Consider the following 24,991-nt stretch of genomic DNA (forward strand, 5'->3'; position numbering starts at 1 on the left):
TAACCTGATCACCAGCGCACGCCGCCATCACCGCCTGGCCAGCCGGCGTGCGCGCAGGGTGTGTGCCGTCAGCAAGGCCAGATCACGGAAGAGACTCTCGGCCCCGGCTTCTTTCTCTTCCTGGGGAAGTGCGAGATGGGCCTCGATCCGATGCTGCATGTCGGTTAAAGCCTGCGTTGGGGCATCAGCAGCCAGATAGTGCAAGAGCATCCGATGCGCCCCTTTGCGCTCCATCACTTCCAGGCCGTCCAGAATCTGGCGGTGTGGCGTTCCCTCCCAGATCGGCAGAATCATTGCATCGCGCAACCAGCGCTCGGCATTGTACTCGGCGAGCGTCCCAATCCCGCCGTGAACCTCCATCCCCCACTTTGCCGTCTGCACCGCAAACTCAGCCGTCCAGTACTTGGCGAGATGCGCAAGCAAACGAAAGAGATGGTACTGTTCTGGATAGGGTGGTGTCACATGCCAGACTTGTTCGAGCAGGCAAACCGCTTCCCAGGCCAGCGCAAAGGCAGCTTCCAGTTCGACAATGCGTTCCTCAATCTGACGTTTGAGCAAGGGGTGGGCAGCTATCGGCTTACCGAAAGCCCGACGCTGGTGCGCAAAACTCACTGCTTCGGCCAGCGCACGCTGGGCCAGCGCGACACTACCCACACTGTTTGCCACCCGCGAGAGGTTCAGGGTCTCCAGAATGAGGTAGATACCCCATTCCGCCCGCCCCAACAAATAGGCTTCGCTGCGACGCAATTCTACTTCACCGGTGGGTACCGCGCGCGTACCGATCTTGTCTTTCAGGCGGCGAATGGTGTAGTTGAGACTGCCATCGGCGCGGTAGCGGGGGACGAGAAACAGGCCCAGACCACGAATATCTGCCGGGCCGGTGGCGAAGCGGGCAGCAACTACTGCCAGTTCGGCACCGACATTACTGGCAAAATACTTATCACCACTCAGATACCAGCGGCCATCCTCAGCAACCGCGATGGTCGCTACGGTCGTCCCCAGATCAGAGCCGCCACCGATCTCGGTCATCCAGGTTGCCCCCTGCCAGACCGTTGCGTCCTGGCGCAGCAGCAACGGCAAAAACTGGGCTTTCACTGCTTCCGTCCCATACTTAGCCAGCGGCACCGCGGTTGAAAGTGACACGGTATACGGGCAGTAGAGACCGGCATCGTAGAAAGCGGTAAGATAGCCCAACAGGTAGTGCGGCACGAGTGAGGTTTCGGTAAAGACCCGCCAGATCACACCGCTTTGGTAGCCCTGCCGCACCATACGCCAGTATTCAGCGGGGTAGAGAATCTCATCAACCCGTTGCCCCTGGCGATCAAACATTCGCAGCCAGGGTGTCCCGGCCCGATCAATTGCCGCCGAGACCGGCTTCCCCTCGTGTTCCCACCATGCCTGATACGCTTCCAGATAGTCTGGTTGAGCGAGATCGGCCAACTGGTGGCGCAAAAACGCCAGCGGCGAAAAGATATGCTGTTCCATAGTCATCACCTCTGCTGGGATTATAGCAAATCTGGCAGTGCGATGGGTGATGCACCACAGAGACACCGAGGGCACAGAGTGATGATGTGATTGTCTGCGCTCTATGTCATACCAAATCTGATAAAATATAATGTACAGCACGCGATCCAACACAAACCCTTTCGCCACCTCCGCTTTCTCCATCGCGACGACATCATCAATCATCCATCGCGATGTAGGGGCGGGTTTAGCACCCAGGGCGGGTTTAGCACCCACGGCGGGTTTAGCACCCAGGGCGGGTTTAGCACCCACGGCGGGTTTAGCACCCAGGGCGGGTTTAGCACCCACGGCGGGTTTAGCACCCAGGGCGGGTTTAGCACCCACGGCGGGTTTAGCACCCGCCCCTACCACGACACACCAAACGTCACGGGTCATATCACATCTGGTGTCGTAGCGACGACATCATCAATCATCCATCGCGAAGGCAATCTGATCGGGTACCGGCAACGTCCGTAGGGGCGGGTTTCAGGCGGGAACATCAATATTCGGCGCGTCCATCGCTCTCGCCTGACCCGGCAGTGCTACCAGGACATGCCGCCCGACGAACGACCAACAAAGAAATCAAACGAAAACCAAATTACAGCAAAAACAAAAACATATATTGACAAAACGAAAATATGTGATATGATGGTGCCATCGAACAACAACATCTAACTCGTCATCAACCCGATAGTCTGGTGAAATCGGCAACGGCACCCGCACCCTCTGCCCTCCTTGCGCGACAGGTTGTCGATTTACCGCAACGAAGCGAAGAACAGGTTCGGGCAGCCAGGCAGGCTGCTGCACAGGGGAGTGCTCTTATGGTAAAGCTAACCGCCGCGAGTGTGCGCATCGGCGCGACCGCGACCTCGAAAGCAGAGGCGATTCGTCAGGTTGGGCAGGTGCTGGTCGAGGCCGGCCATATTCAACCTGCGTATATCGAGAGTATGCTGGCCCGTGAAGCGCTGGCCAATACCTTCCTCGGTAATGGAATTGCTATTCCGCACGGCAAACCGGAAGACCGCGACCTCATCCTCGAAACCGGCATTGCTGTCTTGCAAATTCCCAACGGCGTCACGTGGAATGCGGGTGAGACGGCTCGTTTGATTGTCGGCATTGCCGCCCGTTCCGACGAGCATATTGACATCTTACGCCGCCTGACCCGTGTGCTCGGTGATGCGGCGCTGGTCGAACGGTTATCCCAGACTCGTGATCCTGCCGATATTGTCGAAGCGCTGACCGGTAGCCGTCCCCTGCCCGCTTCCCCATCCCCCGGTGACTACGATCACGCGATTCAGGTGGTGATTCACAATCCAACCGGCCTGCACGCCCGCCCGGCAACCGCCTTTGTCGAAACGGCCAGACGCTTTCAGGCCGCGGTGCGCGTCCGCTATGGCGATGCGGTGGCCGATGGCAAGAGCCTCTTGAGTCTGTTGCAATTGGGGGTGAGTAGTGGGGCCAGCGTTACCATTTCGGCTCAGGGTACCGACGCTCCGGCGGCCTTAGCCGCGCTCAAGGCCCTGGTTGAGAGTGGTATGGGCGAGGAACCGGTTGCCGAAGACACGGCCAATCGTCCGAAAGTGCCCTACCGCGGGTGGGTGCCACAGCACGTTGCTACGACCATTAATGGCATCGCTGCCGCCGAGGGGCTGGCGGTTGGGCCGATCCGCCACTACCGCCGGGCACCGCTGGTTGTCAGCGATACTCCCGGTGACCGGATGAGCGAAGCCACCGCTCTCGAACGGGCCATTGCCGAGGCGCGCAGCGAGCTTGAGCTGGTGGCCGGTGAAGTCAGCCGTCGGCTTGGTTCATCTCGCGCCGCCATTTTCCGTGCCCATGCCGAATTGCTGACCGACCCGGCGCTGATGCGTGAAACTGTCAGCCGGATTTTCGACGGCCACAGCGCGGCCTGGGCCTGGCAACAGACCATCGCGGCCCGTGTTGCTCAGCTTGAAAAGCTTGATGACCCGGTACTGGCCGGGCGCGCTGTCGATCTGAGCGATGTCGGCCAGCGGGTGTTGCGCCACTTGCTCGGCCTGGGTGAGATGCCGTTCATCAGTCTGGCCGAACCGGCAATTCTGGTAGCCGATGACCTGACCCCTTCTGACACGGCCACGCTCGATCCCGACAGTGTGCTGGGGCTTTGTACAGCGCTCGGTGGCCCAACGTCGCACACCGCGATTATCGCCCGTTCACTCGGCCTGCCGGCCATCGTTGCCGCCGGTACTGCCGTGCTCGATATTGAAGACGGTACGCCGGCAATTCTCGATGGCTACAGTGGCCGGCTCTATCTTCGACCATCAGCCGCCGATGTTGAAGCAGCGCGTGCCTTGCGCGCCGGTCTCGATCAGGAACAGGCGGTGGCATTCGCTACCCGTCATCAGCCGGCCATCACCCGCGATGGTGTCCATATCGAAGTTGCTGCCAACGTCAACCGGGTAGCTGATGTTGTGCGTGCCCTTGAGAACGGTGCCGACGGGGTTGGCTTAATGCGTACCGAGTTTCTGTTCCTCGAACGCGACAGTGCTCCCGACGAAGAGGAACAGTATCAGGCGTACCGGGCGATGGTTGAGGCGATGAATGGGCGTCCGCTGATCATTCGCACCCTCGACATTGGGGGCGATAAAGAGGCACCCTATCTCAATATTGCCCGCGAAGACAATTCGTTCCTGGGTATTCGTGGCTTACGGCTCTGCCTGCGCCGACCCGATCTGTTCGAGCCGCAATTACGCGCCATCTACCGCGCCGCTATGCACGGCCCGCTCAAAATGATGTTTCCGATGGTCGCTACGCTGGAAGAGGTGCAACAGGCCAAAGCGATTGCCGAGCGCATCCGTGCCGAACTCAATGCGCCACCGGTCGAGATCGGGATTATGGTCGAGGTACCATCGGCAGCCATGCTGGCCGACGTGCTGGCGCAAGAGGTCGATTTCTTCTCCATCGGCACCAACGATTTGACGCAGTACGTCCTGGCGATGGATCGCCTGCATCCAGACCTGGCCCGCCAGGCCGATAGTCTGCACCCGGCTGTGCTCCGCACAATTGCCCGCACCGTCGAAGGCGCAGCCAGTGCCGGACGCTGGGTCGGTGTCTGTGGTGGTATTGCCAGTGATCCGCTCGGCGCAGCGATTCTGGTCGGTTTAGGCGTCCAAGAGCTGAGCGTCAGTATTCCCAGTGTCGCGACCATCAAAGCGCACCTGCGCGGTCTGAGTGCCGCCGATCTGCGTGATCTGGCGCGACGAGCACTGGCGTGTCGTAATGCAGCGGAGGTGCGCGCACTATGAACATCGCTACCATAACCCTCAATCCGGCCATTGATCAGACGGTCTTCGTCGATCATTTTCAATTGAACACCGTGAACCGGGCACGCGCTATGCAACGCGATGCCGGCGGCAAAGGGGTGAATGTCGCATCCTTCCTGGCCGATTATGGCCTTTCGGTCACCGCCACCGGCTTACTCGGTGCCGAAAATCCCCATATCTTTGAGCGCCATTTTGCGGCCAAAGGCATCACCGACCGGTTTGTCCGGGTGCCGGGTGCCACCCGGATCGGGGTAAAAATCGTTGATGAAGCGAACCAGCAGACGACCGATATTAATCTCCCTGGTTTGCCGCCACCACCCGCTGCCTTGAACACCCTGATCGACGTGATCGATGAGCTGGCCGTTAATCACGAATGGTTTGTGCTGGCCGGCAAGTTACCGCCCGGCGTACCGATTGAATTCATTCCCAACCTGGTTGCCCGTCTCCGCAGTTTTAACTGCAACGTTGCCCTTGATGTCAGCGGGCCGGCCCTGATTGCCGGTCTGCAAGCCCAACCTTCACTGGTGAAACCCAACCTTGATGAGCTACGCCAGATCGATCTGCTCGATGGTGAAGGGTTGGAAGCAGTGGGCAATGCGGCGCGTCGGATCAATCAGATGGGAGTAGGGCTGGCAATTGTATCTATGGGTGCGCAGGGTGCAATCTTTAGCGATGGAACGCAATTACTGCACGCCATCCCGCCATCGGTCACCGTGCGGAGTACAGTCGGTGCCGGGGATGCAATGGTCGCCGGCACCATTGCCGGCCTCGTTGAAGGACTATCGCTAACCGAGATCGCTCGTCGCGCAACAGCCTTTTCACTGGCAGCGCTCGGTTCAATTGGGGCACACCTGCCGCCACGCGCTGAACTGATCGCGCTGGCAGCAAAAGTTACCGTTACCGTGGTTGATCCGGCTGTCACGACCGTGACGCCTGTTGATCAATAGAAGTTGTAAGGAGCAAAGGGAGGAGAACCATGGCGGTCATTGTCGCAATTACGTCATGTCCCACCGGTATCGCGCATACCTTTATGGCAGCGGAGGGGCTACAACGGGGAGCAGAGAGTCTCGGCCACACGATCAAGGTCGAGACACAGGGGTCGGTTGGCGCCGAAAACACGCTGACGGCGGCTGATATTGCCGCTGCCGAGGTGGTGATCATTGCCGCCGACACCAAAGTCGATCTGAGTCGGTTTGCCGGCAAGCGGATTTACGAAACCAGCACGAAAGCGGCAATTCACGACGGGGCAGGCGTGGTGAAGGCAGCACTTGCCCAGGCCACCACCAAAGCAGTATCGGCGGGGGCACGATCCGATCTGGTTGATCAGGTCGCAGCGGCAAAGGCGGCCCGCGCATCAGGCGTAGCCGGCCCGTACAAGCATCTGATGACCGGCGTCAGCTATATGCTCCCCTTCGTGGTAGCCGGTGGTCTGCTCATTGCCCTGGCATTTGCCTTCGGCGGTATCTACGTCTACGAAGATGCAAACCGTGGCACGCTGGGCTGGGCATTGTTCCAGATCGGTGCCCCATCGGCCTTCGCGCTGATGGTACCCATCCTCGCCGGCTTCATCGCCTTCTCTATCGCAGATCGGCCCGGTCTGGCCCCCGGTATGATCGGTGGCATGCTGGCCTCTTCCACCGGTTCCGGCTTCCTCGGCGGTATCCTGGCCGGGTTCATCGCCGGTTACGCGACGCAATGGCTCAACCAGAACCTCAACCTGCCCAAGACACTGGCCGGCCTGAAGCCGGTACTGATCCTGCCGCTGCTCAGCTCGCTATTCGTCGGTCTGCTGATGGTCTACGTGATCGGCCAGCCGGTGAGTTCAGCCCTCAATGCCTTAACGGCCTGGCTGCAAAGCATGGAGCAGAGCAGTGCGCTAATCCTCGGCCTGATCCTGGGTGCGATGATGGCCTTCGATATGGGTGGCCCGGTCAACAAAGCTGCCTACACCTTCGCCACCGGACTGCTGGCCTCGCAAGTCACGACGCCGATGGCAGCCGTGATGGCCGCCGGTATGACCCCACCGCTCGGCCTGGCACTGGCGACCCTGCTGTTCAAAGATCGCTTCTCTGACGAAGAGCGTGAGGCGGGCAAGGCCGCTGCCGTACTCGGCATCTCCTTCATCACCGAAGGTGCCATTCCCTTCGCGGCCAAAGACCCCTTCCGCGTCATTCCTTCGATTATGGTTGGGTCGGCAGTAGCCGGTGCGCTCTCGATGCTCTTCGGGGCAACGCTGGCTGTGCCACACGGTGGTATCTTCGTGCTGCCTATTCCGAATGCTGTCGGCAACCTGCCGATGTACATCGTCGCCATCCTGGCCGGTACCCTGGTAACCGCAGCGATGCTCTATGTGCTCAAGCGACCACTGAATACCGCCGAAGCACCGACAACGGCAGCAGTGCGGGGGACGGCTGATTAGTCATCGCAACCAGCGTTACACACGCAACTCAATCGTTGCAGCAACCGGGGTGCGGAAGCCAGGCTTCCGCACCCCAAGTGTGACTACTGAATTCATCCTCAATAGATTACCCATCACACCGGAGCGCATCTGTGTCAGCGACACATCCTTAGCCATCCTCTTGTGAAACTTCACATGGTGCAGATGGCACACCTGTGATCGGCAAACGCACACTAAAGGTCGAACCACGGCCCGGTTCACTCGTGACCAGGATCGCGCCTCCCATCACCTGACACAAGCGCTGACAGATAGCCAGTCCCAGCCCGGTGCCACCGTAGCGTCTGGTTGGACCATTATCTACCTGCACAAATGGCTTGAACAGGTGCTGAAGCTGATCGGCAGCAATACCGATCCCCGTATCGCTCACATCAATCTGAATCTCAGCAGTGGTTGAACGGTAGCAGTGAACACGAATCTCACCCTGCCCGGTAAACTTACAGGCATTGCCAACCAGGTTCAACAACACCTGACGTAAACGTACCGGATCGGCCAACACCGGTGGCAGGTCTGGTTCCACAGTAACGGTGATAGTATTTTGCCCCTGCTTCGCCAGTCCCTGCAACGTCATCACAACCTCATTGATCAGCGTAGACATGTGAACTGGCTCTGGGTGAATCGTCACGGCATTCGCTTCCAGGCGCGCGTAATCAAGAATATCGTTAATCAGCGTCAACAAATGCCGTCCAGCCGTAATGATCCGGTCAAGGTCGGATGTCAGTGAATGCAGATCCCGATTCAACAAATCCTCGCGTAGAAACTCACTGTAGCCCAAAATAGCCGTCAGTGGTGTCCGCAATTCGTGACTCATCATTGATAGGAAGGCACTTTTCGCTTGACTGGCCGCTTCAGCCGCCTCCTTCGCTTCTTGCAAAGCCTGTGCTGCCTGCTTGAAGAGGGTAATGTCGCGCAGCACAAAGATCCGCCCCGCCGGACTGCCATCGCGATCGCGCAACGTGGTACAACGTAAATCGTAGGTCGTCGTCCCCGTTTCACCGGTCTGTTGCACCTCAAACTGGCCTTCGTACCGATCACGGACCTGCTCAATCAGCCAGGGCGGTGCAACACGTGCCAACGACTTACCAAGAACATCTGTCGTTGCCGACAAAATCGCCTGTGCTGCCGGATTCAGGTCAATGATCCGATCATGCATATCAAGCACGATAATCGCATCAGGCATCTGATCAACGATTCGCTCACGCGCCGCCGGCAAGAGGTCAAGTGCGCGGTAGCGCTGCATCGCAACGGTGAAAGCCAGCCCACCGAGCGCGAAAGCGACCGGCGTTGGGTCAACAAAGGGGATCGGACTGAGTCCGGTTACGAAGAGCATACTCGCTGCCCAAGGGAGGAGTGCTCCAACCACCAGACTGATCGCCTGGGCGCGGTAGAGTGATTGACTGCGGATCGCCTGATTGATCATCAACACCGTACCGGCAAACACCATCGCATAGGCGCTCAGAACACTGGCGTACCACAGCGGCCCATGCGGCCCGGTCAGCACCCAAAGGCCACCGGCAGTATAGGTCAATTCCACCCGCGGCCACATCAACCGATGCCAGCCATTTGTCCAGGCACCGATCAAAAATCCGCTTTGGAGCAGGATCAAACTGTACAGCACACTACGCGGCAACAGATGAGCGCGATCTGTGTAACACAGTGCAAACAATAGCCACAATAATGGCACGCTCACCACACTGATGTATTGAATATTGCTCAGCAGCACCTTACCGGCAATAGTCGCATTCGACAATTCCAGGGCATGACACATCGACCACCAGATCGTGCTAAACATCAGGCCAAGAAAGACCTTTGCCACCGGTAGTCGCCGATATGGCCAGGCCAGACGCATTGCCCCTAACGCCAGGAGCACCGCAGCAAGTGGCAAGAGGATGTAGGGTGTGAAATACCACATAAGCACAGGTGTTATCGCTGCGATTATTCGCGATCATAAACGCAATATACAGCATAGCATACCATGACTTGCCAACCAATCAGAAACCCTGTATAATAGACACCACTGATAAGTGGTGACAATAAGATACAGATCAATGGTTGATCGCATCCAGGAACAACTGATGGCGTTAGGTCTCAACCGCTACGAAGCGGCCACCTACCTGGCGCTCCTCGAACGCCGGAGCTACACCCCGGCGCAGGTAGCGGTGCGTGCCGGCATTCCTCGCCAGCGCATCTACGACGTACTGGCCGCACTTTGTGCGCGTGGCCTCGCCATCGAACGTCACAGCGACGGTCAACGCCACTACGTCGCCATCGATCCGGCCATCGCCCTACCGGCCCTGATCGAGCAGCGTCGTCGGCAATTCGAGCACGAACAGGCTACACTGACCGAACACGTCCACACGCTCCTCACCACCCTGACACCTGCTTTTACGGCTGGTCATGAACAGATCGATCCCCTCGATTATGTTGATGTCCTGCTCGACCGCCGGCTCGTTGTCGAGCGCGCCCTGGCCCTGGCGCAGAGTGCTGAACGCGAGATCAGCGTCTGTTTCAAGCTCCCGTTACTGGGTGACCGGGAAAGCAATTTCGCCGAGGTAGCCGAACCACTCCGTCGCGGTGTGCGCTATCGCGCACTCTACGAACGGTCAGCCCTGGCAAACCCTGACCTGCGAGCCTGGGTGACGCAGTTCGTTGAATGGGGGCAACAGGCGCGCATGGTCGAGACCCTGCCGCTCAAGGTGAATCTCTACGACCGTCGCATCGCCTTACTCTCGCTCCAGGACCCCGTTACCGGTGCGCTGAGTCTCACCGCACTCTGCGTCACCCATCCCAACTTCAGCGTATTCCTGCAGGGTGCGTTCGAGCAACTCTGGAGTGATGCCGAACCGTTCCAGCCCACCTAGTGTTACACGCCACTGAGTGTGATGCGTCCACATTCAGGGCGTGTCGGGTAACCAAACTAATCCCAGGGTGGACGCATCACCCTGAACGTGGAGGTGCCGTATGTGCTCCGCCGATCCGCTTGAGTTACTTGGCATTGATTATGTTGAGTTTTACGTCAGCAATGCCCGTCAGGCTGCCCATTTCTACCGCACCACACTCGGCCTGCGTCCGGTTGCCTACGCCGGTCTCGAAACCGGGGTGCGCGACCGGGCCAGTTATGTGCTCGAACGCCGCAATGTCCGCTTCGTCCTGACCGCTCCCCTCCTGCCCGATCACCCGATTGCGCAGCACATTGCCCACCACGGCGATGGGGTGAAAGACATTGCCCTGCGCGTCCGTGATGCGGTGACTGCGTATGAAACAGCGGTTGCCCGTGGCGGGATTCCGGTGCAGGCGCCGACCGAATATGTGGACGAACATGGCCGGATTATCAAGGCGACGATTGCCACCTATGGCGACACCGTCCACTCATTTATCGAGCGTGAAAACTACCAGGGAACATTCATGCCCGGCTTCCAGCCGATCACTACACCACTACCGGTACCGGAAACCGGGATTGCCGCCATTGACCACATCGTCGGCAACGTGGAACTGGGGGCAATGAATCGTTGGGTCAACTACTACCGTGATGTGCTCGGCTTCAGCCAGTTGGTACACTTCGACGATCACGACATCAGCACCGAGTACAGTGCCCTCATGTCGAAGGTGATGCAAAACGGTACCGGTCGGATCAAGTTCCCCATCAACGAACCGGCTGAGGGGCGCCGCAAGAGCCAGATCGAAGAGTTTCTTGAGTACTACGGCGGCCCCGGTGTTCAGCACATTGCCCTGGCAACCGGCGACATCTGTGCGACCGTTGATGCACTGCGCGCTGCCGGTATTCCGTTTATCCACGTACCCGACGCCTACTACGATGATCTCGAAGAGCGGGTTGGCAAAATCGACGAGAGCCGGCAGGCCCTCCAGGAGCGGGGGATTCTGGTTGACCGTGATGAAGAGGGGTACCTGCTCCAAATCTTCAGTCAGCCACTCCAGGATCGGCCAACCCTCTTCATCGAGATTATCCAGCGCAAAGGCAGCCGGGGCTTCGGCAAGGGTAATTTCAAGGCGCTCTTCGAGGCCATTGAACGCGAACAGGCCCGGCGTGGCAATTTGTAGTGAATGATGAAGGGGGGAGGGCACGACCTCACCCCTGGCCCCTCTCCCGCGGTGTCGCGGGAGAGGGGAGAGCAGTGAGCTGCGCTGCGACTTCCTGACGCAATAGACGGTGTGTTAGCTCCTGTGTTCTGTCCATCCCTAAACTCGCTGGGGGCAGATGTATTGCTGAGAGCGACCTGCGCTGCTCCCTGGCGGGAGAAAAGCGAGGACCGGGGAGGCCCCGCGCCCCACCGACCGATAGACCGGCGCTGCCAGGTGGCTGGGAACAGTGATCACATCTGACGCGGCAGCATGGCTGCCGCACTTCATATGGCGGGGAAGGGGTATGGGGTGAGCGAAACACACCTCACATTACTCTCAACAGGAGCGGGAGTCACACCTCCTCAACCCCTCTCCACCATACCGTCTCCCTCTCTGCTATTTCCTCGCTCCTCTTTCCTATCTCCTATTTTCTATTTTCTCTCTCCTCGCTCCTCTTTCCTATCTCCTATTTTCTACTTCCTACCCCCTACCCAGCCTCTTCCTCAACATGCGCATCACGCCGACTGATCTTCGTCCCGCGTGGCACATTGACGATAACCGCTTCCTCTTCTTCAACGGCATGATCGGGGGTCGGCGTCGCCGATGCATGGGCATGGTGATGATCGTCAGCCGGCTTAAACTCACCCAGCAGACTGGCCCGTCGAATCCGCCGCTCATACTCTCGTTCAACCGCTGCCACCAGACGTTGCCACCACGATTGTTCAGCCATAGCTACACCTCACCGCAAGAAGAGGGATTTTTCCTCTTACCAAAATGACAGAATATCAGCAAAGATTCAGCAGATTGTTAATTTCGTTTGCTATTCCATGGTAGCACCAATCAGGTACAATAATTTACGGGTAGGCAAATCGTCGAGGTCACCTCGTTGCAGGATATGATGATGATAACAGTTATTCGCTTCTTACGCTTCAATCCGACCGTGCGCCGTGTGCTCGGTATTACATTTCTGGTGCTGGGCCTGATCGGTTCACTCTTCCCGATCATTCCCGGCTGGCCCGGTTATGTGTTGGCGATTATCTTGTTGGGACGGCGTGATCGCCTCCTGCGCCGGCTCCATCTTGTTGCCCGTTTTGGGCTACGCTGGCTCCGCAAGGCGCCGCTGCCGCATATTCGCGGTATCGGGCATTGGTTGTCGCAGCAGTACGTCGAAATTCGCCGCGCTGTCGTGCCGCGACTGATCGCCTTTGAGCGCACGATTGATGGTGTTTAGTCACCCTTCAGCCGTTTGCCCAGTGCCCACCCCAACACCAGACCGGCACCCAGAATCAGTAAAACAGCCACTCCTACCCCAATCAGGAAATGGTACCAGCTTAACGGCCCCCCGGTGATAAGCCAGGCCAGCAGTGCCGGCACACCGATCAGTGCAGCCAGCACCGCCAGCAATGGCCCTACTCCCCGCACAACGAGCCAGATGCGCCGTTTCAAGCGATTATCCTTTACTGAGCGCAGCCCGCGCCGCAGCCGGCCTGTTTGTAATCAGACCACTCGCACCAAGCGCGGCCAGATCACGGAGACGCACCGGATCATCTACCGTCCACACATTCACCTTATACCCGGCGCGTCGGACTTTCGGCAAGATCCAATCGAGACCGGGCAAGCCGTGGTACGGATGCCACGCCGTAGCCTCGACCCGCCGCAGCGCCAGAAATGGCCAGAACTCGCGCAGCCGTATATCGGGCCGATACGTGCGAATCCCCATGAGATAGCCGCGGGCAATCACCGGATCGGTCGCACGTAATTCGTGCAGTGCCTGTTCATAAAATGACGAAACGATCACCTGATCAACCATGCCAAATTCACGCACAAGTTGCACACAGCGCGCTGCCATACCGGGCCGCTTTAGCTCAAGATTGAGCGGCATCGCCGCACTCCGTGCCCAATCCAACGTCTCGGCTAGCGTCGGCACCCGCTCGCCGCCAATGTCGAGGTGCCGCAGCTCGGCCAGCGTCAGTCGGGCCACCGGCTCATCCCGACCGTTCCAACGCGCCGTCGTATCGTCGTGAAAGACCACAATCTCCCCATCCGCCGTTAGTTGCAAATCCAGCTCGATCATATCAGCCTGTTGGTGGCGGGCCAGTTCAAAGGCCGCCAGCGTGTTCTCCGGAGCATCAGCCGATGCCCCACGATGCGCAATGATCAATGGCGTCATAGAACCTCGTCGTAACAATGCCGATAGCGGGGCGCCACTCGCCCCGCTATCAGTATCACCGCGCCACCTTTAGGCGTCAATCTCACTGTGAAGATGCGTCGTCCATGATCAGGCATTCAGATCTGGCTGCGCAATCGCCAGATCGGCTTGCCGGGCTTCTTCGGTTAGCATCGGATGGAGAATACGCTGCATTGCCATGACGTGAGCACAGGTGCCCCACATGCGGAAGAACGAGCAATTGCACGACCATTGCCCATCGTGAAGCGAGATTTCGTGATCGCTGTTGCCACCGTGAAATGTTGCCCGCAGGTCACTGAACTTGATTCGCTCTGGTTCGGCGGCATAACGCCGGGCCTTTTCGATCTTACCGATTAAGTCCGAGTGCATAGGGAGACCTCCTTCGTCTCGTGCCCGGAAAACATAAAGGGCGGCTACAGGCATCGGCCTGTACCGCCCTATACACCCCTCAACCACGTTGTCACACATGTTTTCATAGCCGGCCTCCTTCACGGGAGTTTTGCCGTTCTTAACACAGCCTTATTATACGACCCGCGTAACCCTCACGTCAAGGGATGCGTCAACATTTGCTAAAATCGGGTAGTACGGCGCTCTAACGCGCTAAAGGGGCGATCTGTCTACACACGGCGAGTTATGATTCAATAACCTTCACTCCGCATCCGCTCGGCCAGAGCCAGGATGCGCTGACCGTATTCTGTACCCGGCACTGCCCATCGTCCGTTCAGATCGGTGATCGTTACCGCCACACCGCGTAGATGGTCAGGGAGCGGACGCCGCCAGAGGGCATAGTCGATCAGTTGCTGCTGATAGGGTGTACCGGCACCCGGCGGAAGGGCATAGGCCAGCAACCGCCCCAAATGCGCCGGGATCGACTCGCCGACCCACGACGCGAAACTCAACCCGGCTCGCCAGCGTTGAATACTCTCGTCCCACGCCCAATCGGGGCCTGGTGGCTGATCGGGCGGCGCTTCGCGGATTTCTCCGGTCACGCCAATGCCGGCGGGATTACGGCGTGGTCGTTGACACCACCACGAGGTTAGATGACCGGTTTCATGCGCGCATTGCGCAATGGCCAGAAACCAGTCAATTTCAGCCGCCTGACCAATCTCGGCGTAGCCATTGACGATGACACCAACATCGTAGGGGACGTAGGCTGTGCTGCGTGGAGACAGCCAGGCAATCGCCGCTTCTGCGGTACCGCTGGGAGGGCCGAGTAACGTGCCCGGCAGTGGCGAACGCATAACCATTGGCAGATAAATCGGTTGCGTTTCCGGCGTTTGCGCACGGACAACCGTCTGACTGAGAGCAACAACACCTAATGTCAGCAGTGAACGGCGGCTTAAACGATAGTTCATTGAGCTTCTTTGAGCAGATCGCGAATGTCTTGCACATACACATTCGCAGCGGTTCCATATTGATAAACGATCCGTAGCCGGCCATTCTGATCGATTAAATAACTCGCCGTACTGTGTTCGACACCGGCGTCGCCATGCTGTTGATGGCCCCCTCCATGGCGATACGTCAGACCGTACTCTTTACTGATACGGCGCAGCGTCGCATCATCACCCTGCAAGCCGATAAAACCCTCACCAAAACCACGTAGATACGCAGCAAGGACCTCTGGCGTATCGTGCGCCGGATCAACGCTGATCAACACGAAATGCACCTTTTCACCATCAGCACCGAGTTGTTCGCGTGTGCGCCGAAATTCACTGAGCGTAATCGGACAATAGTCAGGACAACGGGTATACCCGAAATAGAGCAACACCGGCTGACCACGTAAATCACTCAACCGTAGATCATGACCGGTACTGGCCGGCAACTGAAAATCACTCAACACAGTTGGGGGATCGATGATGGTTGCGGTTGTCGTGCCCGGTGGACTGACAGCCGAGCAGGCCGTGCATATCATCACTATCCAGCAGATGAACAGGAACCGCCGCATGATATTACCTCACAATAAGTGGCGTATAGACTGAAAACAGTTGATCGACAACCATCAGATTAACCGGCACCGTCAGCCGAAAGGTTGTACCGGGCGCCGCAAATGTGATGCTGCCCTGGTGGATACCGGTGGGCAGTCCACTCGGATCGACCCACAAACGCAGTGCCCCCTGCTCAGCACTGCTACCCAACCACGGATCAGCCTGCACAACCTGCCAGGATGGCTGGGCGCATGGCGTTGAGAGAACGACCGGAGGGGGAGGCGGGCTATCGCGCTGCACCATTAACACCCGTGGCGAAATGGTGATCGGCTGGGCCGGTAGCACAGGGGCTTCACTCCACCCGGTAAATGCCTGCCCATCGGTATAGCGTACCCACACACTCTGACCACGGTAGTTGTTGCCGGGAACAGTAAATGTGAGCGGCGACACCAATGGCTGCGGCGCGGTAAAGATTGTCACTGCATCAACGAAGACTTCAGTATTAGTATTACCACTGCGCCAGAACTGGAAGATGAGAAAGTCGCTACCGGTATAGCGAAAGGGGAGCGCGAATTCCTGATACTGACCGGCAGCGGTAAAATCTATTCCGCGCAGCGTAAGTGGGCCATACTGCTGGTCGCCATCTCCCACTGCGAAGCGCGCTATTTCGGCGGGTGAGGTGTTGTCACTAACTTTCAGGCGTACATACGCTACCAGAGATCTATCCTTGAACAGGAGTGGCCGGTAATCCCAAACCCACGCCGAACTTTCGCCGGATGCCGGTGCAAGGCGAAAGGCACCACCGCCCCAGGCTGCCGGATCGGCGACTCGCTCACCTGCCCCCCAGAGCAGTTGAAACGTAGAGTATGTTTCATCAACCAGCCAGCCCAAACTGAACTGTACCTGGGTGAAGGAGGGATGACTCAAACCGGCGAGCGTCACCGTCTCTTGTCGATCACTCATGGTATTGGCCAGATCAGCAACCGGCAGGTTCGCCCCAAGATAGATCGTATCGCTCACCGTCTGCGTATAGCCGACATCATCGCGGGTTCGCACATAAACCGTTCGCCAGCCTTCACCGGCGGGTAGCACATGGCGAAATTCATTGGTGAAGGGTTACCATTGCGCATCGACGAAGCACGGTTCGTTGGCCACCATCAATGCATTTGCTGGTCTGAGACCGGCGAACCCGGATTGAGCCTGTCGCTGATGGAGATACAACGATACTGAAGGGTTCAGCGTTTGCGGGGCTTCGTGCTCGATAATAACCGGGGCATACGTTGAGTCATTCCCAAACATTTGCGCAATGTAGCCTCTCCCATCACTGGCACGACGGTAATAGCCCAACCCAATCTCTCGATGACCGGCGCTCAGCAAGTTAGCCCGATGACCGGGGCTATTCAACCAGCCATTGATCGCATCCTGCGGCCTCATGTAGCCACAATACGCATTTTCAGCACCACTACTACCCAGATAACCAAACAGTGGTGCCCGATCACTCGGCCATTGGCCGTTGGTATCCTGATGTCCACAATATGGAGTAGGCCGATTCTCTACCGAATCCCAGGCAAACCAGCGCGACGCATAGGTCAGTTGTCGGTTCCAGCGGAGTGGCGGCTGCCCGACCTCACGGCGGGCCAGGTTGCCGTAGTATACCGTCAACGCTTCGTCCAATAGCAATGATGGGGTTTGCACGGTGGGATCGAAGGCGAGGGCAGTGAAAGTAACACATACCGGTAGCAACAGCAGCATACACCAGTGACGTACCATCTTCTGATAGGTCATTCGCTTCCTCCTTCACCGTGCCGCCTTTCCCGAAGTGAAGTGTAGCATACGGAAAAGTTCGTCTCAAGCAAACCATCGCGTTGGGGGGGCAGAAGCTAACCGTACCCGGTACAGAAGGCGGTTGGTGCAGAAACATGGCTCCCGCATGCCACGAGGATCATGGGTCGCCGAAGATGCTGTCCGGCAGAGCATGATGAACAGGCCAACTGCGGATCACGGTCAAGTTACAGATTCATAACGGGTTCTACACCACACCCCGCACGTCTATCCTTGACATCAATCCCCGATTAATGCTATCATCAACAGCGACAAACGATCTTCGGGGCAGGGTGAAATTCCCGATCGGTGGTATAGCCCACGAGCGTGTTGAGAGGCACGCAGGATCCGGTGTAACTCCGGGGCCGACGGTTACAGTCCGGATGTAAAGAAGATCCAGATATGGGCAAGGATGCAGGTAACGCACACGGTGCGCGCCTTCGTATCGTTGCCATTGCTGGCGGGATCATTTCCCGTCATGCTTCCGTATCTGTACCCCGAAGAGCGTTCGCTCGGCGGGGTTTTTCTATGCCCGCCGCGAAAGGAGTTGGAACGATGCAGCAAACATTGCCTGTAACAAGGGTCTCGCCGCGGGTCAGATCACTACAACGCTTCGAGTGGCCGGCTCTCGGTTTACCAGTCACCCTGATGCTCCTGCTCGTATTCTGGCAGGCAGGAGTGACTCTGAGCGGCTACCCGGCCTTTATTCTGCCTTCGCCGGCCCTGGTTGCCGGACGTTTCTGGCAGGCACTGAGTAGTGGTTTGCTCTGGCAGCACACTCTCGCCACCCTGAGCGCGGCTCTGGGCGGGTTCACGCTGGCACTGATCATCGCGCTTATCCTGGGTTACACGCTAGCACACATCCGCTGGCTCGAACAGGCCCTGGCCCCGGTGCTGGCCGCCAGTCAGGCGATCCCGGTGGTGGCAGTCGCTCCCCTCATTATCCTGTGGTTTGGCGCCGGCCTGACCTCGAAAGTTCTGGTGGCTGCACTGATCACCTTTCTGCCGATTCTTATCAATACGGTGGTCGCGATTCGCAGCATTCCCCGCGAACTGATCGAGATGGCATACATCAGTGGCGCCAATCGCTGGCAACTGCTGCGCTACGTCGAAGCTCCGCTGGCGCTGCCGGTACTGTTCGGCGGTGTCCGCACCGGGCTGGCGCTCGCCACAACCGGTGCCGTAGTCGGCGAGTTTGTCGCCGGACGGGTTGGCCTGGGCGCGTTGATCAATATTGCTCGTGGTCTGTTCGATACGCCATTGATCTTTGTTGCCCTGGCAACACTGGCCCTGATCACGTTAACCCTCTACGTGCTGGCCGGTTTGCTGGAACGACTACTGGTTCGCTGGGAAGCATCATAGCAATGACACACGTCAATTCAGGAGCATGACAATGATGAAACTCCGTGTGCTTACTCTGGGTATCCTGATCATCCTGCTCATCACCGCGTGCAGTGCGCCAACACCGACCACGCCTGCTGCGGCACCGACGGCTGCGCCGGCACCTAACGCTCAACCAACCTTACAACAAGTCACGCTGGCGATGTCGTATATTCCGAACATTCAGTTTGCCCCCTACTATGTCGCGGCTGCCAAAGGCTATTACGCTGCCGAAGGGATTGAGGTCGTCTTCGATTACAACTTCGAGAATGATGTCTTGCAGCGAGCTGCAACCTGGCCGACCAGTGGGGTTGCGTTCGCCACCACCAGCGGCACCTCGGTACTGCTGGCTCGCCAGCAAGGATTGCCGGTCAAGACGGTCATGACGCTCTATCAGCGCTTCCCGATTGCCTTCTTCGCCAAGAGCAATGTGCCGTTGGCAAGTGTGAATGACCTGCGCGGGCAGACGATTGGTATTCCTGGCCGTTTCGGCGAGAGCTTTTATGCGCTTCTGGCTGCGCTCTACGCCGGCGGTATGAGCGAAGCCGATGTGACCGTGCAGGAGATCGGCTTCACCCAAACCGCTGCGGTGATGGAAGATAAGGTGCCGGTCGCGATTGGCTACGCGATGAACGAACCGGTTCAGTTGCGCGGTCAGGGTGTCGAAGTGAATGTTCTGCTGGCAGCCGATGTCTTTAACCTGGCCGCCAATGGTATCGCCGTAAGTGAGGCCCTGATCGCTCAGAATCCTGAGCTGGTACGGAAATTTGTGCGGGCCAGTCTGCGCGGGCTGGCCGATACGCTGGCCAATCCTGATGAGGCGTTTGATCTGAGCCTGCAATTCATTCCCGAAGCCCAACTGGGCGATCTCTCATTACAACGCCAGGTATTGCAAGAGAGTCTTCCCTTCTGGCAAAATGAATTAACTGCGCAATACGGTTTGGGCTACACCGACGGCCAGCTCTGGACGCGCACCGAGGAGTTTATGCGCGCAGCGGGATTGCTGTCTGCGCCGGTTGATGTGCAGCAGGCGTTCACGAATGAGTTTGTACCGGGCGGATCGTACTGATCACGTCGCACAACCTGCGACGGGTAGGTGAAGGGAATGCCTTCGCCTACCCGTTGTGCTTTTTGCGGGTAGGTGCTGAGTGAGGGGTGGCGGTAGGTAGAACACTCGCCAGACACCAACACACAGGCCGACGTGCGCCTGCAACCCAGATGTACGCGCCAAAGAAGTTGTCTGGTGGTACAATTTGACACAAGCGCCAAAAGGAGCACGGAGTCTATCAGCCATGGTTCTGCATACATTGGAGGCTCTGAACTATAAATGCCTCCGCTACATCCGGCAAGAGCTACACACCTTCCAGATTCTGTAGGACCGAATGCCAGTGGGAAGAGTACGTTCCTGGATGTGCTGGTGTTCTTGAAAGACATCCTCGAAGAGGGGTTACAAAAAGCGGTGCAGAAACGTGCGCGCTCGGTACGCGATCTTGTCTGGCAGATGGAGCCACATCCTGTTGAACTCGCTGTAGAACTCCACATTCCTGAACACCTCCGTCATAAAAAAGATGACAGCCGGATACGCTACGAAGTTCGGATCGGAACCGACGAAGAAGGAATGCTCACATTTCTGGTAGAAAACCTCTGGCTGGTTCGGGAAGCTCTGCATACCAACCATTCCACCCAAGATGTATCCAAAACGGTCTTTCCGGCAGAAATGAAACCACCGCCATCGATTGTGAAGATGCCAGGCAAAAGAGCGCCGGCTGGCTACCGAAAGGTGATGTCGCGTACTGCTGATGGTCGCGTGTACGTGCGCTCAGAAACTTCCGATTGGAATTTTCCCTTGCATGTAGGGAAAGACCGGGCAGGTCTCTTACTCATTCCCGAAGAAGCCCGTTTTCCTGTAAGCCAATGGCTGCGCAAGATGCTCACAGAGCAACTTCACTTTGTAATGCTCAGCAGCCAGCATATGCGCTGGCCTTGCCACCCGGAAGCGCCCAAAACATTTCAGCCCGATGGAGCCAATCTGGCAATTGTCGTGGAACGTCTTCAGCATCAACCTTTACAGTTAGAGCTTTGGGTAGACCATCTACGAACAGTTTTACCTGACATCAAAACAATTACCGTGAAGGAGCGGGAAGAGGATCGTTATCGGTATCTTGTTGTCATTACTAAAGACGGTAAGCTACTTCCCTCCTGGCTCCTGTCAGATGGAACGCTGCGGCTGTTTGCATTGACACTCCTGGCATATCTCCCGGAAAAGAAGGGAGTCTACATTATTGAGGAACCGGAAAATGGCATCCATCCTCGTGCGCTGGAAGCCGTATACCAGTCACTCTCATCGGTTTACGAAGGGCAGATTTTCTGTACAACACACTCACCAATCTTACTCAACCTTGCCAGACCACGTGAACTACTCTGTTTTGCGTTAACGCAACACGGTGCAACAGACATCGTACCCGGAGATCAACATCCGCACCTTAAGGAGTGGCGATCTGAAATTGCACTCGGTGACCTGCTTGCCAGTGGGATGCCAGGATGAATAGACAGCGAAAGGACATTGTTTTTCTGGTCGCTGACTTAGACATGGAGTACGCTATACGCGGCCTTATGGCTCGTCCTGAAGCGTTAGGCACGCGATCAAACATCACTTTCGATGTGTTCAGGCATCCGCAACGCGATCCCGGTGTATTTCGTCACGCCGATGCATGGCTGCGAACTCGTTACAGGAACTATCAGTACGCACTCGTTATGTTTGACCGTGAAGGCTGTGGCAGAGAAGATGTAGACGCACCAGGTTTAGAAGCAGCGATTGAAGAACGGTTGTATCGTACAGGATGGGAAAACCGTTGCATTGCGGTCGTCTTAGATCCCGAACTGGAAATGTGGGTATTTGCGAATTCTCGTCAGGTCATCAACATCATCGCAAAAGGCGACGAACATCTGTATAGTGAAACGTTAAAAATCGCCGACCGCTTTCCCAACGGAAAACCTCGTAATCCCAAACAGGTGATGGAAAAGCTACTGCGGCAAAAACAGATTCCGCGATCATCTTCTCTCTTCCAGAAGCTCGCCCAACAAGTGAGCCTTACCGGATGCCAGGATAGAGCCTTTCAGCGATTTCGACAGGCGCTATGCGAGTGGTTTCTGGCCGGCACGAACAGACCGCTCGTACTGTGTAACTTTCAGCGATTTCGACAGGCGCTATGCGAGTGGTTTCCCCGCCCGTAGCATATCCTGACTTGACATCTGGATCGACGGATACCAGCTTTTATCCAGAGATGTACATCACTCATATCAAATCCTGACTGACGCATCATTCAGGTTGTCAGAACCGTGTTACTGCCAGACGTACAACCGGCGCGTCATTAACCTGGTCAGCGTCAGATCAGGATAAACACACCCTCTCCACACTCAGATAACACCTTCAACCGCACAGTAGAACATCCGCGAAAACGCGCTGTTCAGGAAGAGGGGTTCTGATTCGCTTCCGGTTGCATTGCCCGCAAGAAGAGATCAACTGCTTCGGTTACCATTGCGTGTGGTGAGATGGCATGCGCTTCAGGCTGGTTGAGTACATATCGCGATAAGAAATAGGCGTAGAGGGGGCCTATCAGGAGACGGACGGCGATTTGGGGATCGGTACGACGTAATCTGCCCAGCGCCATTTGCCGCTCAAGGTAGGCTGCCAGTAAGTTCATTGCCCGCCCTGGCCCGATCTCGTTGATCACCTGCGCAAGCTGGGGATGGCGTAGCACCTCGCCGATAATGATCTTCCCAATCGCGACGGTCAGCGGTTGATTGATAAGGTGGGCCAGACGACCGGCAAGCTGCGGTAACACCACCTCCGGCGGGGTGTCATCTAACTCCTTCATTGAGTCAATGAGCTGGATCAAGGGCATGCGCTCGCGCACCACCTGGTAGAGCAGGTCGGTCTTGTCTTTGAAGTAGTGGTAGATCAGACCGGGTGATCCAATCCCGGCTGCACGGGCAATATCACGATTGGTGGCACGCTCAAAGCCCAACTGGGAGAAAGCTCTGAGCGCACCATCAATAATCTGCTGCCGCCGAAGTTCGGCTTCATCACGCGGGGCCATGGTGTCTCTCCGGGCACAGCCATGCAACCTTAGCGATTTGTGTCGGTCAAGGTTACGATTGCTGTCATATTCCAGCGTAAACGCTGATCATACGCCTGTAAATCAACAAGAGCAGTATACACAATTTCACCCAGACGCTCGACACCGTAGGGCTGGATGGTGCGTACCCGTCCCGGCAACGTCACACCGGGTAAGGCATCAAAGGTGATGGTTACTTCCGCCCCCGGCGTGATCCGGGCTGCATCAATTTCGCTGAGATCGGTGGTTTCGATATGCCATGTGCGCAGATCGCCCAGCAGAAGAGCCGGTGTGGCAGGTGATGCCAGCTCGCCGGGATGCAGTTCAATGCGCGAGACGACACCTGCAAACGGTGCCCGCAATACCATGTTGGCGAGTTCGAGCCTGGCCTGGGCCAATGCAGCTTCGGCAGCGGCAATCTCGGCCTGGGCGATAGCCAGTTCTTCCTCCCGCGGTACGGCATTGATTTGGGCGACCTGAGCCTGGGCCTGGGCAACCTGGGCCTGGGCGACAGCCAGTTGCGCCTGCCGCGGATCGCCCCGTAGTCGGGCCAGGCTGGCTTCGGCAGCCGCAATTCGGGCATCAATCGCCGCCAGTTGATCGGCATCGGGTGGGCTGAGGAGCGCAGCCAGTCGCGCCTCTGCTTCACGTAGACGGGCTTCGGCTGCGGCAAGCCCCTCTTTCTCGGCCTGCACTGCCTGTTCGGCGGCCACTCTGGCCTGGGCCAGCGCTACCTCGGCGTTCTGTACGGCACGTAATGCTGCCGCTTCTGCATCGATTCTGGCCTGGGGAAGTTCATCCTCACCCAGCTTTTGGCGTAGTTCTTCGTTTTCCCAGTAGATTCGGCTGTAGTCGGCCTGGCGGTCGCGGAGCACATTCGCCGCCTGCTCAACTGCCAGTTGCGCATTCACCTTCGCCGCCGCCAGCGCACTCTGCTGGGCAGCCAGATTCGCCGCTGCCTGATCACGTACTGCCTGCGCCTGCGCAATCAGATCGGGATCGGCCCCGGCCAGCAACCTGGTTCGTGCGGCCTGGGCTTCGGCGAGTTGGGCTGCAATCGCCTGCTCATCGGCAGGGACAACCGCCAGCGCCACCTGCGTCGCCTGCGCGACGGCTACCTGCAGAGCGGCTTCCGCAGCCGCTCGTGCTTCGGCAGATGCCCCGGCCAGCAACAATGCATAGCGGGCCTGGGCGCGGGCCAGATTCGCTTCCGCTTGTTGCACGGCAGCGCGCTGAAGTCGATCATCAAGCTGGATCAATGCCTGACCCGCCGTCACTGTATCACCTTCGTCAACCAGGATTGCGGTGACGATACCACTGCGTTCAAAGCGCAACCATGCCTCTTGCGCCGGCACGACGCGCCCTTCGACACTCAGCGGTGGGACAACCGGTTCGCCCGTCGGAACCGGCGACGGTGCCGATTGCGCACCCGGACCATTCGGCCCGAAGATAGCGTATGCGCCACCAGCTATCAAGAGCACGGCAAGGAGTGGAATGATAAACTTGCGCATAATCGCCTCACTTTCAATGCACAATCCGGCCATCTGATACCAGTACCACCCGACCAGCCCGCCGGGCAAGATCGCTGTCGTGCGTAACCATCACAATCGTTGTGCCCTGGCCGGCCAGTTCGATGAAGAGCTGAAACACCGCCTCAGCAGTCTGCGAGTCGAGATTACCGGTTGGCTCATCGGCGACCAGGAGCGGTGGGTTATTGGCCAGAGCACGGGCAATCGCGACCCGCTGCTGCTGACCACCAGAGAGTGCCATGGGCAATTTATCGGCCTGATCGGCCAGCCCAACCCTCTCTAACAATGCCATGGCTCGCTCGCGCCGTTCGCGCAGTGTACCGATATGGCAAAAGTCCATCGGTAACATCACATTTTCCAGCGTCGTCAGAGTTGGTAACAACTGAAAGAACTGAAACACAATCCCGACCGTGCGCCCACGCCAGCTCGCCATCCGCGATTCCGGCATCTGCATCAGATCGGCGCCGGCGACTCGCACCTCGCCACTGCTCGCCCGATCAATGCCGGTGATGATATTGAGCAGCGTTGATTTGCCACTGCCCGACTTACCGACAATCGCGACGAATTCGCCGGGGTCGATGCGCAGATCGATACCACGCAGGGCCAGATAGTCGCCGGCAGCCGTGGCGTAGGCTTTGGTTACAGCGGTGAGCGTAATTAGTGGCGTCTTCGTCTCCATACCGGCACGCC

23 protein-coding genes and 1 riboswitch are annotated in these 24,991 nt (G+C 57.8%); of the genes, 10 read left to right on the forward strand and 13 right to left on the reverse strand.

The features are described 5' to 3' along the window. Nucleotides 1–27: 27 nt before the first annotated feature. Nucleotides 28–1,485: an acyl-CoA dehydrogenase family protein gene (locus tag CAUR_RS04180; RefSeq protein ID WP_012256694.1), complete on the reverse strand. Its 1,458-nt coding sequence runs from the start codon at nucleotides 1,483–1,485 to the stop codon at nucleotides 28–30. Between the two features lie 839 nt (nucleotides 1,486–2,324). On the opposite strand from CAUR_RS04180, the gene ptsP reads away from it, so the two are divergent. The 3 genes from ptsP to CAUR_RS04195 are packed head-to-tail and all read left to right on the forward strand — an operon-like array spanning nucleotide 2,325 to nucleotide 7,224. After that, nucleotides 2,325–4,787 carry a phosphoenolpyruvate--protein phosphotransferase gene (gene ptsP / locus CAUR_RS04185; protein ID WP_012256695.1) on the forward strand — a complete coding sequence of 821 codons (2,463 nt, stop codon included), beginning with the start codon at nucleotides 2,325–2,327 and terminating at the stop codon, nucleotides 4,785–4,787. Then, entirely contained in the window at nucleotides 4,784–5,752 is a 969-nt protein-coding gene (gene pfkB / locus CAUR_RS04190) for a 1-phosphofructokinase (protein ID WP_012256696.1), read from the forward strand. Before ptsP ends, pfkB begins: the two co-directional genes overlap by 4 nt. A gap of 29 nt (nucleotides 5,753–5,781) precedes the next feature. Beyond that, a complete protein-coding gene (locus CAUR_RS04195) occupies nucleotides 5,782–7,224 on the forward strand; it encodes a PTS fructose transporter subunit IIC (RefSeq protein WP_012256697.1) in 1,443 nt (480 codons plus the stop codon). A 148-nt stretch (nucleotides 7,225–7,372) separates the two neighbouring features. Here the strand turns inward: CAUR_RS04195 and CAUR_RS04200 are convergent, their stop codons facing one another. Then, nucleotides 7,373–9,172 (reverse strand): sensor histidine kinase, encoded by a 1,800-nt coding sequence (locus CAUR_RS04200; protein ID WP_012256698.1) that lies wholly within the window; start codon nucleotides 9,170–9,172, stop codon nucleotides 7,373–7,375. 136 nt (nucleotides 9,173–9,308) lie between these two features. On the opposite strand from CAUR_RS04200, the gene CAUR_RS04205 reads away from it, so the two are divergent. Together CAUR_RS04205 and hppD are read left to right on the forward strand one after the other, a co-directional pair. Beyond that, the gene (locus tag CAUR_RS04205) at nucleotides 9,309–10,121 is read left to right on the forward strand and encodes a TrmB family transcriptional regulator (protein ID WP_012256699.1); all 813 of its coding nucleotides are present in this window, start codon (nucleotides 9,309–9,311) and stop codon (nucleotides 10,119–10,121) included. Nucleotides 10,122–10,221: 100 nt separating this feature from the next. Next, entirely contained in the window at nucleotides 10,222–11,319 is a 1,098-nt protein-coding gene (gene hppD, locus CAUR_RS04210) for a 4-hydroxyphenylpyruvate dioxygenase (protein ID WP_012256700.1), read from the forward strand. A gap of 508 nt (nucleotides 11,320–11,827) precedes the next feature. On the opposite strand, the gene CAUR_RS04215 is transcribed toward hppD, so the two are convergent. Then, the gene (locus CAUR_RS04215; RefSeq protein WP_012256701.1) at nucleotides 11,828–12,070 is read right to left on the reverse strand and encodes a hypothetical protein; all 243 of its coding nucleotides are present in this window, start codon (nucleotides 12,068–12,070) and stop codon (nucleotides 11,828–11,830) included. A gap of 165 nt (nucleotides 12,071–12,235) precedes the next feature. Here CAUR_RS04215 and CAUR_RS04220 point away from each other — a divergent pair, with 165 nt between their 5' ends. Further along, entirely contained in the window at nucleotides 12,236–12,571 is a 336-nt protein-coding gene (locus CAUR_RS04220; RefSeq protein ID WP_242605060.1) for a hypothetical protein, read from the forward strand. Here CAUR_RS04220 and CAUR_RS04225 read toward each other — a convergent pair. The 7 genes from CAUR_RS04225 to CAUR_RS04255 form a co-directional block, all read right to left on the reverse strand. Then, a complete protein-coding gene (locus CAUR_RS04225; RefSeq protein WP_012256703.1) occupies nucleotides 12,568–12,786 on the reverse strand; it encodes a hypothetical protein in 219 nt (72 codons plus the stop codon). The two genes, CAUR_RS04220 and CAUR_RS04225, sit on opposite strands and share 4 nt — an antisense overlap. Nucleotides 12,787–12,790: 4 nt before the next feature. Beyond that, nucleotides 12,791–13,510 carry a glycerophosphodiester phosphodiesterase gene (locus tag CAUR_RS04230; protein WP_012256704.1) on the reverse strand — a complete coding sequence of 240 codons (720 nt, stop codon included), beginning with the start codon at nucleotides 13,508–13,510 and terminating at the stop codon, nucleotides 12,791–12,793. 108 nt (nucleotides 13,511–13,618) lie between these two features. After that, entirely contained in the window at nucleotides 13,619–13,897 is a 279-nt protein-coding gene (locus CAUR_RS04235) for a hypothetical protein (RefSeq protein ID WP_012256705.1), read from the reverse strand. Between the two features lie 269 nt (nucleotides 13,898–14,166). Next, nucleotides 14,167–14,883 (reverse strand): glucosaminidase domain-containing protein, encoded by a 717-nt coding sequence (locus tag CAUR_RS04240; protein ID WP_012256706.1) that lies wholly within the window; start codon nucleotides 14,881–14,883, stop codon nucleotides 14,167–14,169. Then, the gene (locus CAUR_RS04245; protein WP_012256707.1) at nucleotides 14,880–15,473 is read right to left on the reverse strand and encodes an SCO family protein; all 594 of its coding nucleotides are present in this window, start codon (nucleotides 15,471–15,473) and stop codon (nucleotides 14,880–14,882) included. Before CAUR_RS04245 ends, CAUR_RS04240 begins: the two co-directional genes overlap by 4 nt. Before the next feature lie 4 nt (nucleotides 15,474–15,477). After that, nucleotides 15,478–16,545, reverse strand: coding sequence for a hypothetical protein (locus CAUR_RS04250; protein ID WP_044233467.1), 1,068 nt, complete (start codon nucleotides 16,543–16,545; stop codon nucleotides 15,478–15,480). A 24-nt stretch (nucleotides 16,546–16,569) separates the two neighbouring features. Then, the gene (locus CAUR_RS04255; protein WP_052303778.1) at nucleotides 16,570–17,238 is read right to left on the reverse strand and encodes a CAP domain-containing protein; all 669 of its coding nucleotides are present in this window, start codon (nucleotides 17,236–17,238) and stop codon (nucleotides 16,570–16,572) included. A gap of 311 nt (nucleotides 17,239–17,549) precedes the next feature. Next, nucleotides 17,550–17,674: riboswitch (FMN riboswitch) on the forward strand. Between the two features lie 155 nt (nucleotides 17,675–17,829). Here CAUR_RS04255 and CAUR_RS04260 point away from each other — a divergent pair. From CAUR_RS04260 to mads4, 4 genes are all read left to right on the forward strand, one after another. After that, nucleotides 17,830–18,636: an ABC transporter permease gene (locus CAUR_RS04260; RefSeq protein WP_012256708.1), complete on the forward strand. Its 807-nt coding sequence runs from the start codon at nucleotides 17,830–17,832 to the stop codon at nucleotides 18,634–18,636. Nucleotides 18,637–18,667: 31 nt separating this feature from the next. Then, entirely contained in the window at nucleotides 18,668–19,723 is a 1,056-nt protein-coding gene (locus tag CAUR_RS04265) for an ABC transporter substrate-binding protein (RefSeq protein ID WP_012256709.1), read from the forward strand. 342 nt (nucleotides 19,724–20,065) lie between these two features. Next, entirely contained in the window at nucleotides 20,066–21,199 is a 1,134-nt protein-coding gene (locus CAUR_RS04270) for an AAA family ATPase (RefSeq protein WP_242605061.1), read from the forward strand. Beyond that, entirely contained in the window at nucleotides 21,196–21,888 is a 693-nt protein-coding gene (gene mads4, locus CAUR_RS04275; RefSeq protein ID WP_012256711.1) for a methylation-associated defense system protein MAD4, read from the forward strand. The genes CAUR_RS04270 and mads4 overlap by 4 nt, the downstream gene beginning before the upstream one ends. A 233-nt stretch (nucleotides 21,889–22,121) precedes the next feature. Here mads4 and CAUR_RS04280 read toward each other — a convergent pair whose 3' ends face one another. Genes CAUR_RS04280 through CAUR_RS04290 form a run of 3 tightly spaced genes read right to left on the reverse strand, consistent with a single transcriptional unit; the run spans nucleotide 22,122 to nucleotide 24,980 of the window. Next, nucleotides 22,122–22,754: a TetR/AcrR family transcriptional regulator gene (locus tag CAUR_RS04280; protein ID WP_012256712.1), complete on the reverse strand. Its 633-nt coding sequence runs from the start codon at nucleotides 22,752–22,754 to the stop codon at nucleotides 22,122–22,124. A gap of 29 nt (nucleotides 22,755–22,783) precedes the next feature. Next, complete coding sequence (locus tag CAUR_RS04285; protein WP_012256713.1) at nucleotides 22,784–24,283, reverse strand: HlyD family secretion protein; 1,500 nt, start codon at nucleotides 24,281–24,283, stop codon at nucleotides 22,784–22,786. 13 nt (nucleotides 24,284–24,296) lie between these two features. Beyond that, a complete protein-coding gene (locus tag CAUR_RS04290) occupies nucleotides 24,297–24,980 on the reverse strand; it encodes an ABC transporter ATP-binding protein (RefSeq protein ID WP_012256714.1) in 684 nt (227 codons plus the stop codon). Nucleotides 24,981–24,991 lie beyond the last annotated feature (11 nt).

Source organism: Chloroflexus aurantiacus J-10-fl (genome assembly GCF_000018865.1).
In the GTDB taxonomy this organism is placed as follows: domain Bacteria; phylum Chloroflexota; class Chloroflexia; order Chloroflexales; family Chloroflexaceae; genus Chloroflexus; species Chloroflexus aurantiacus.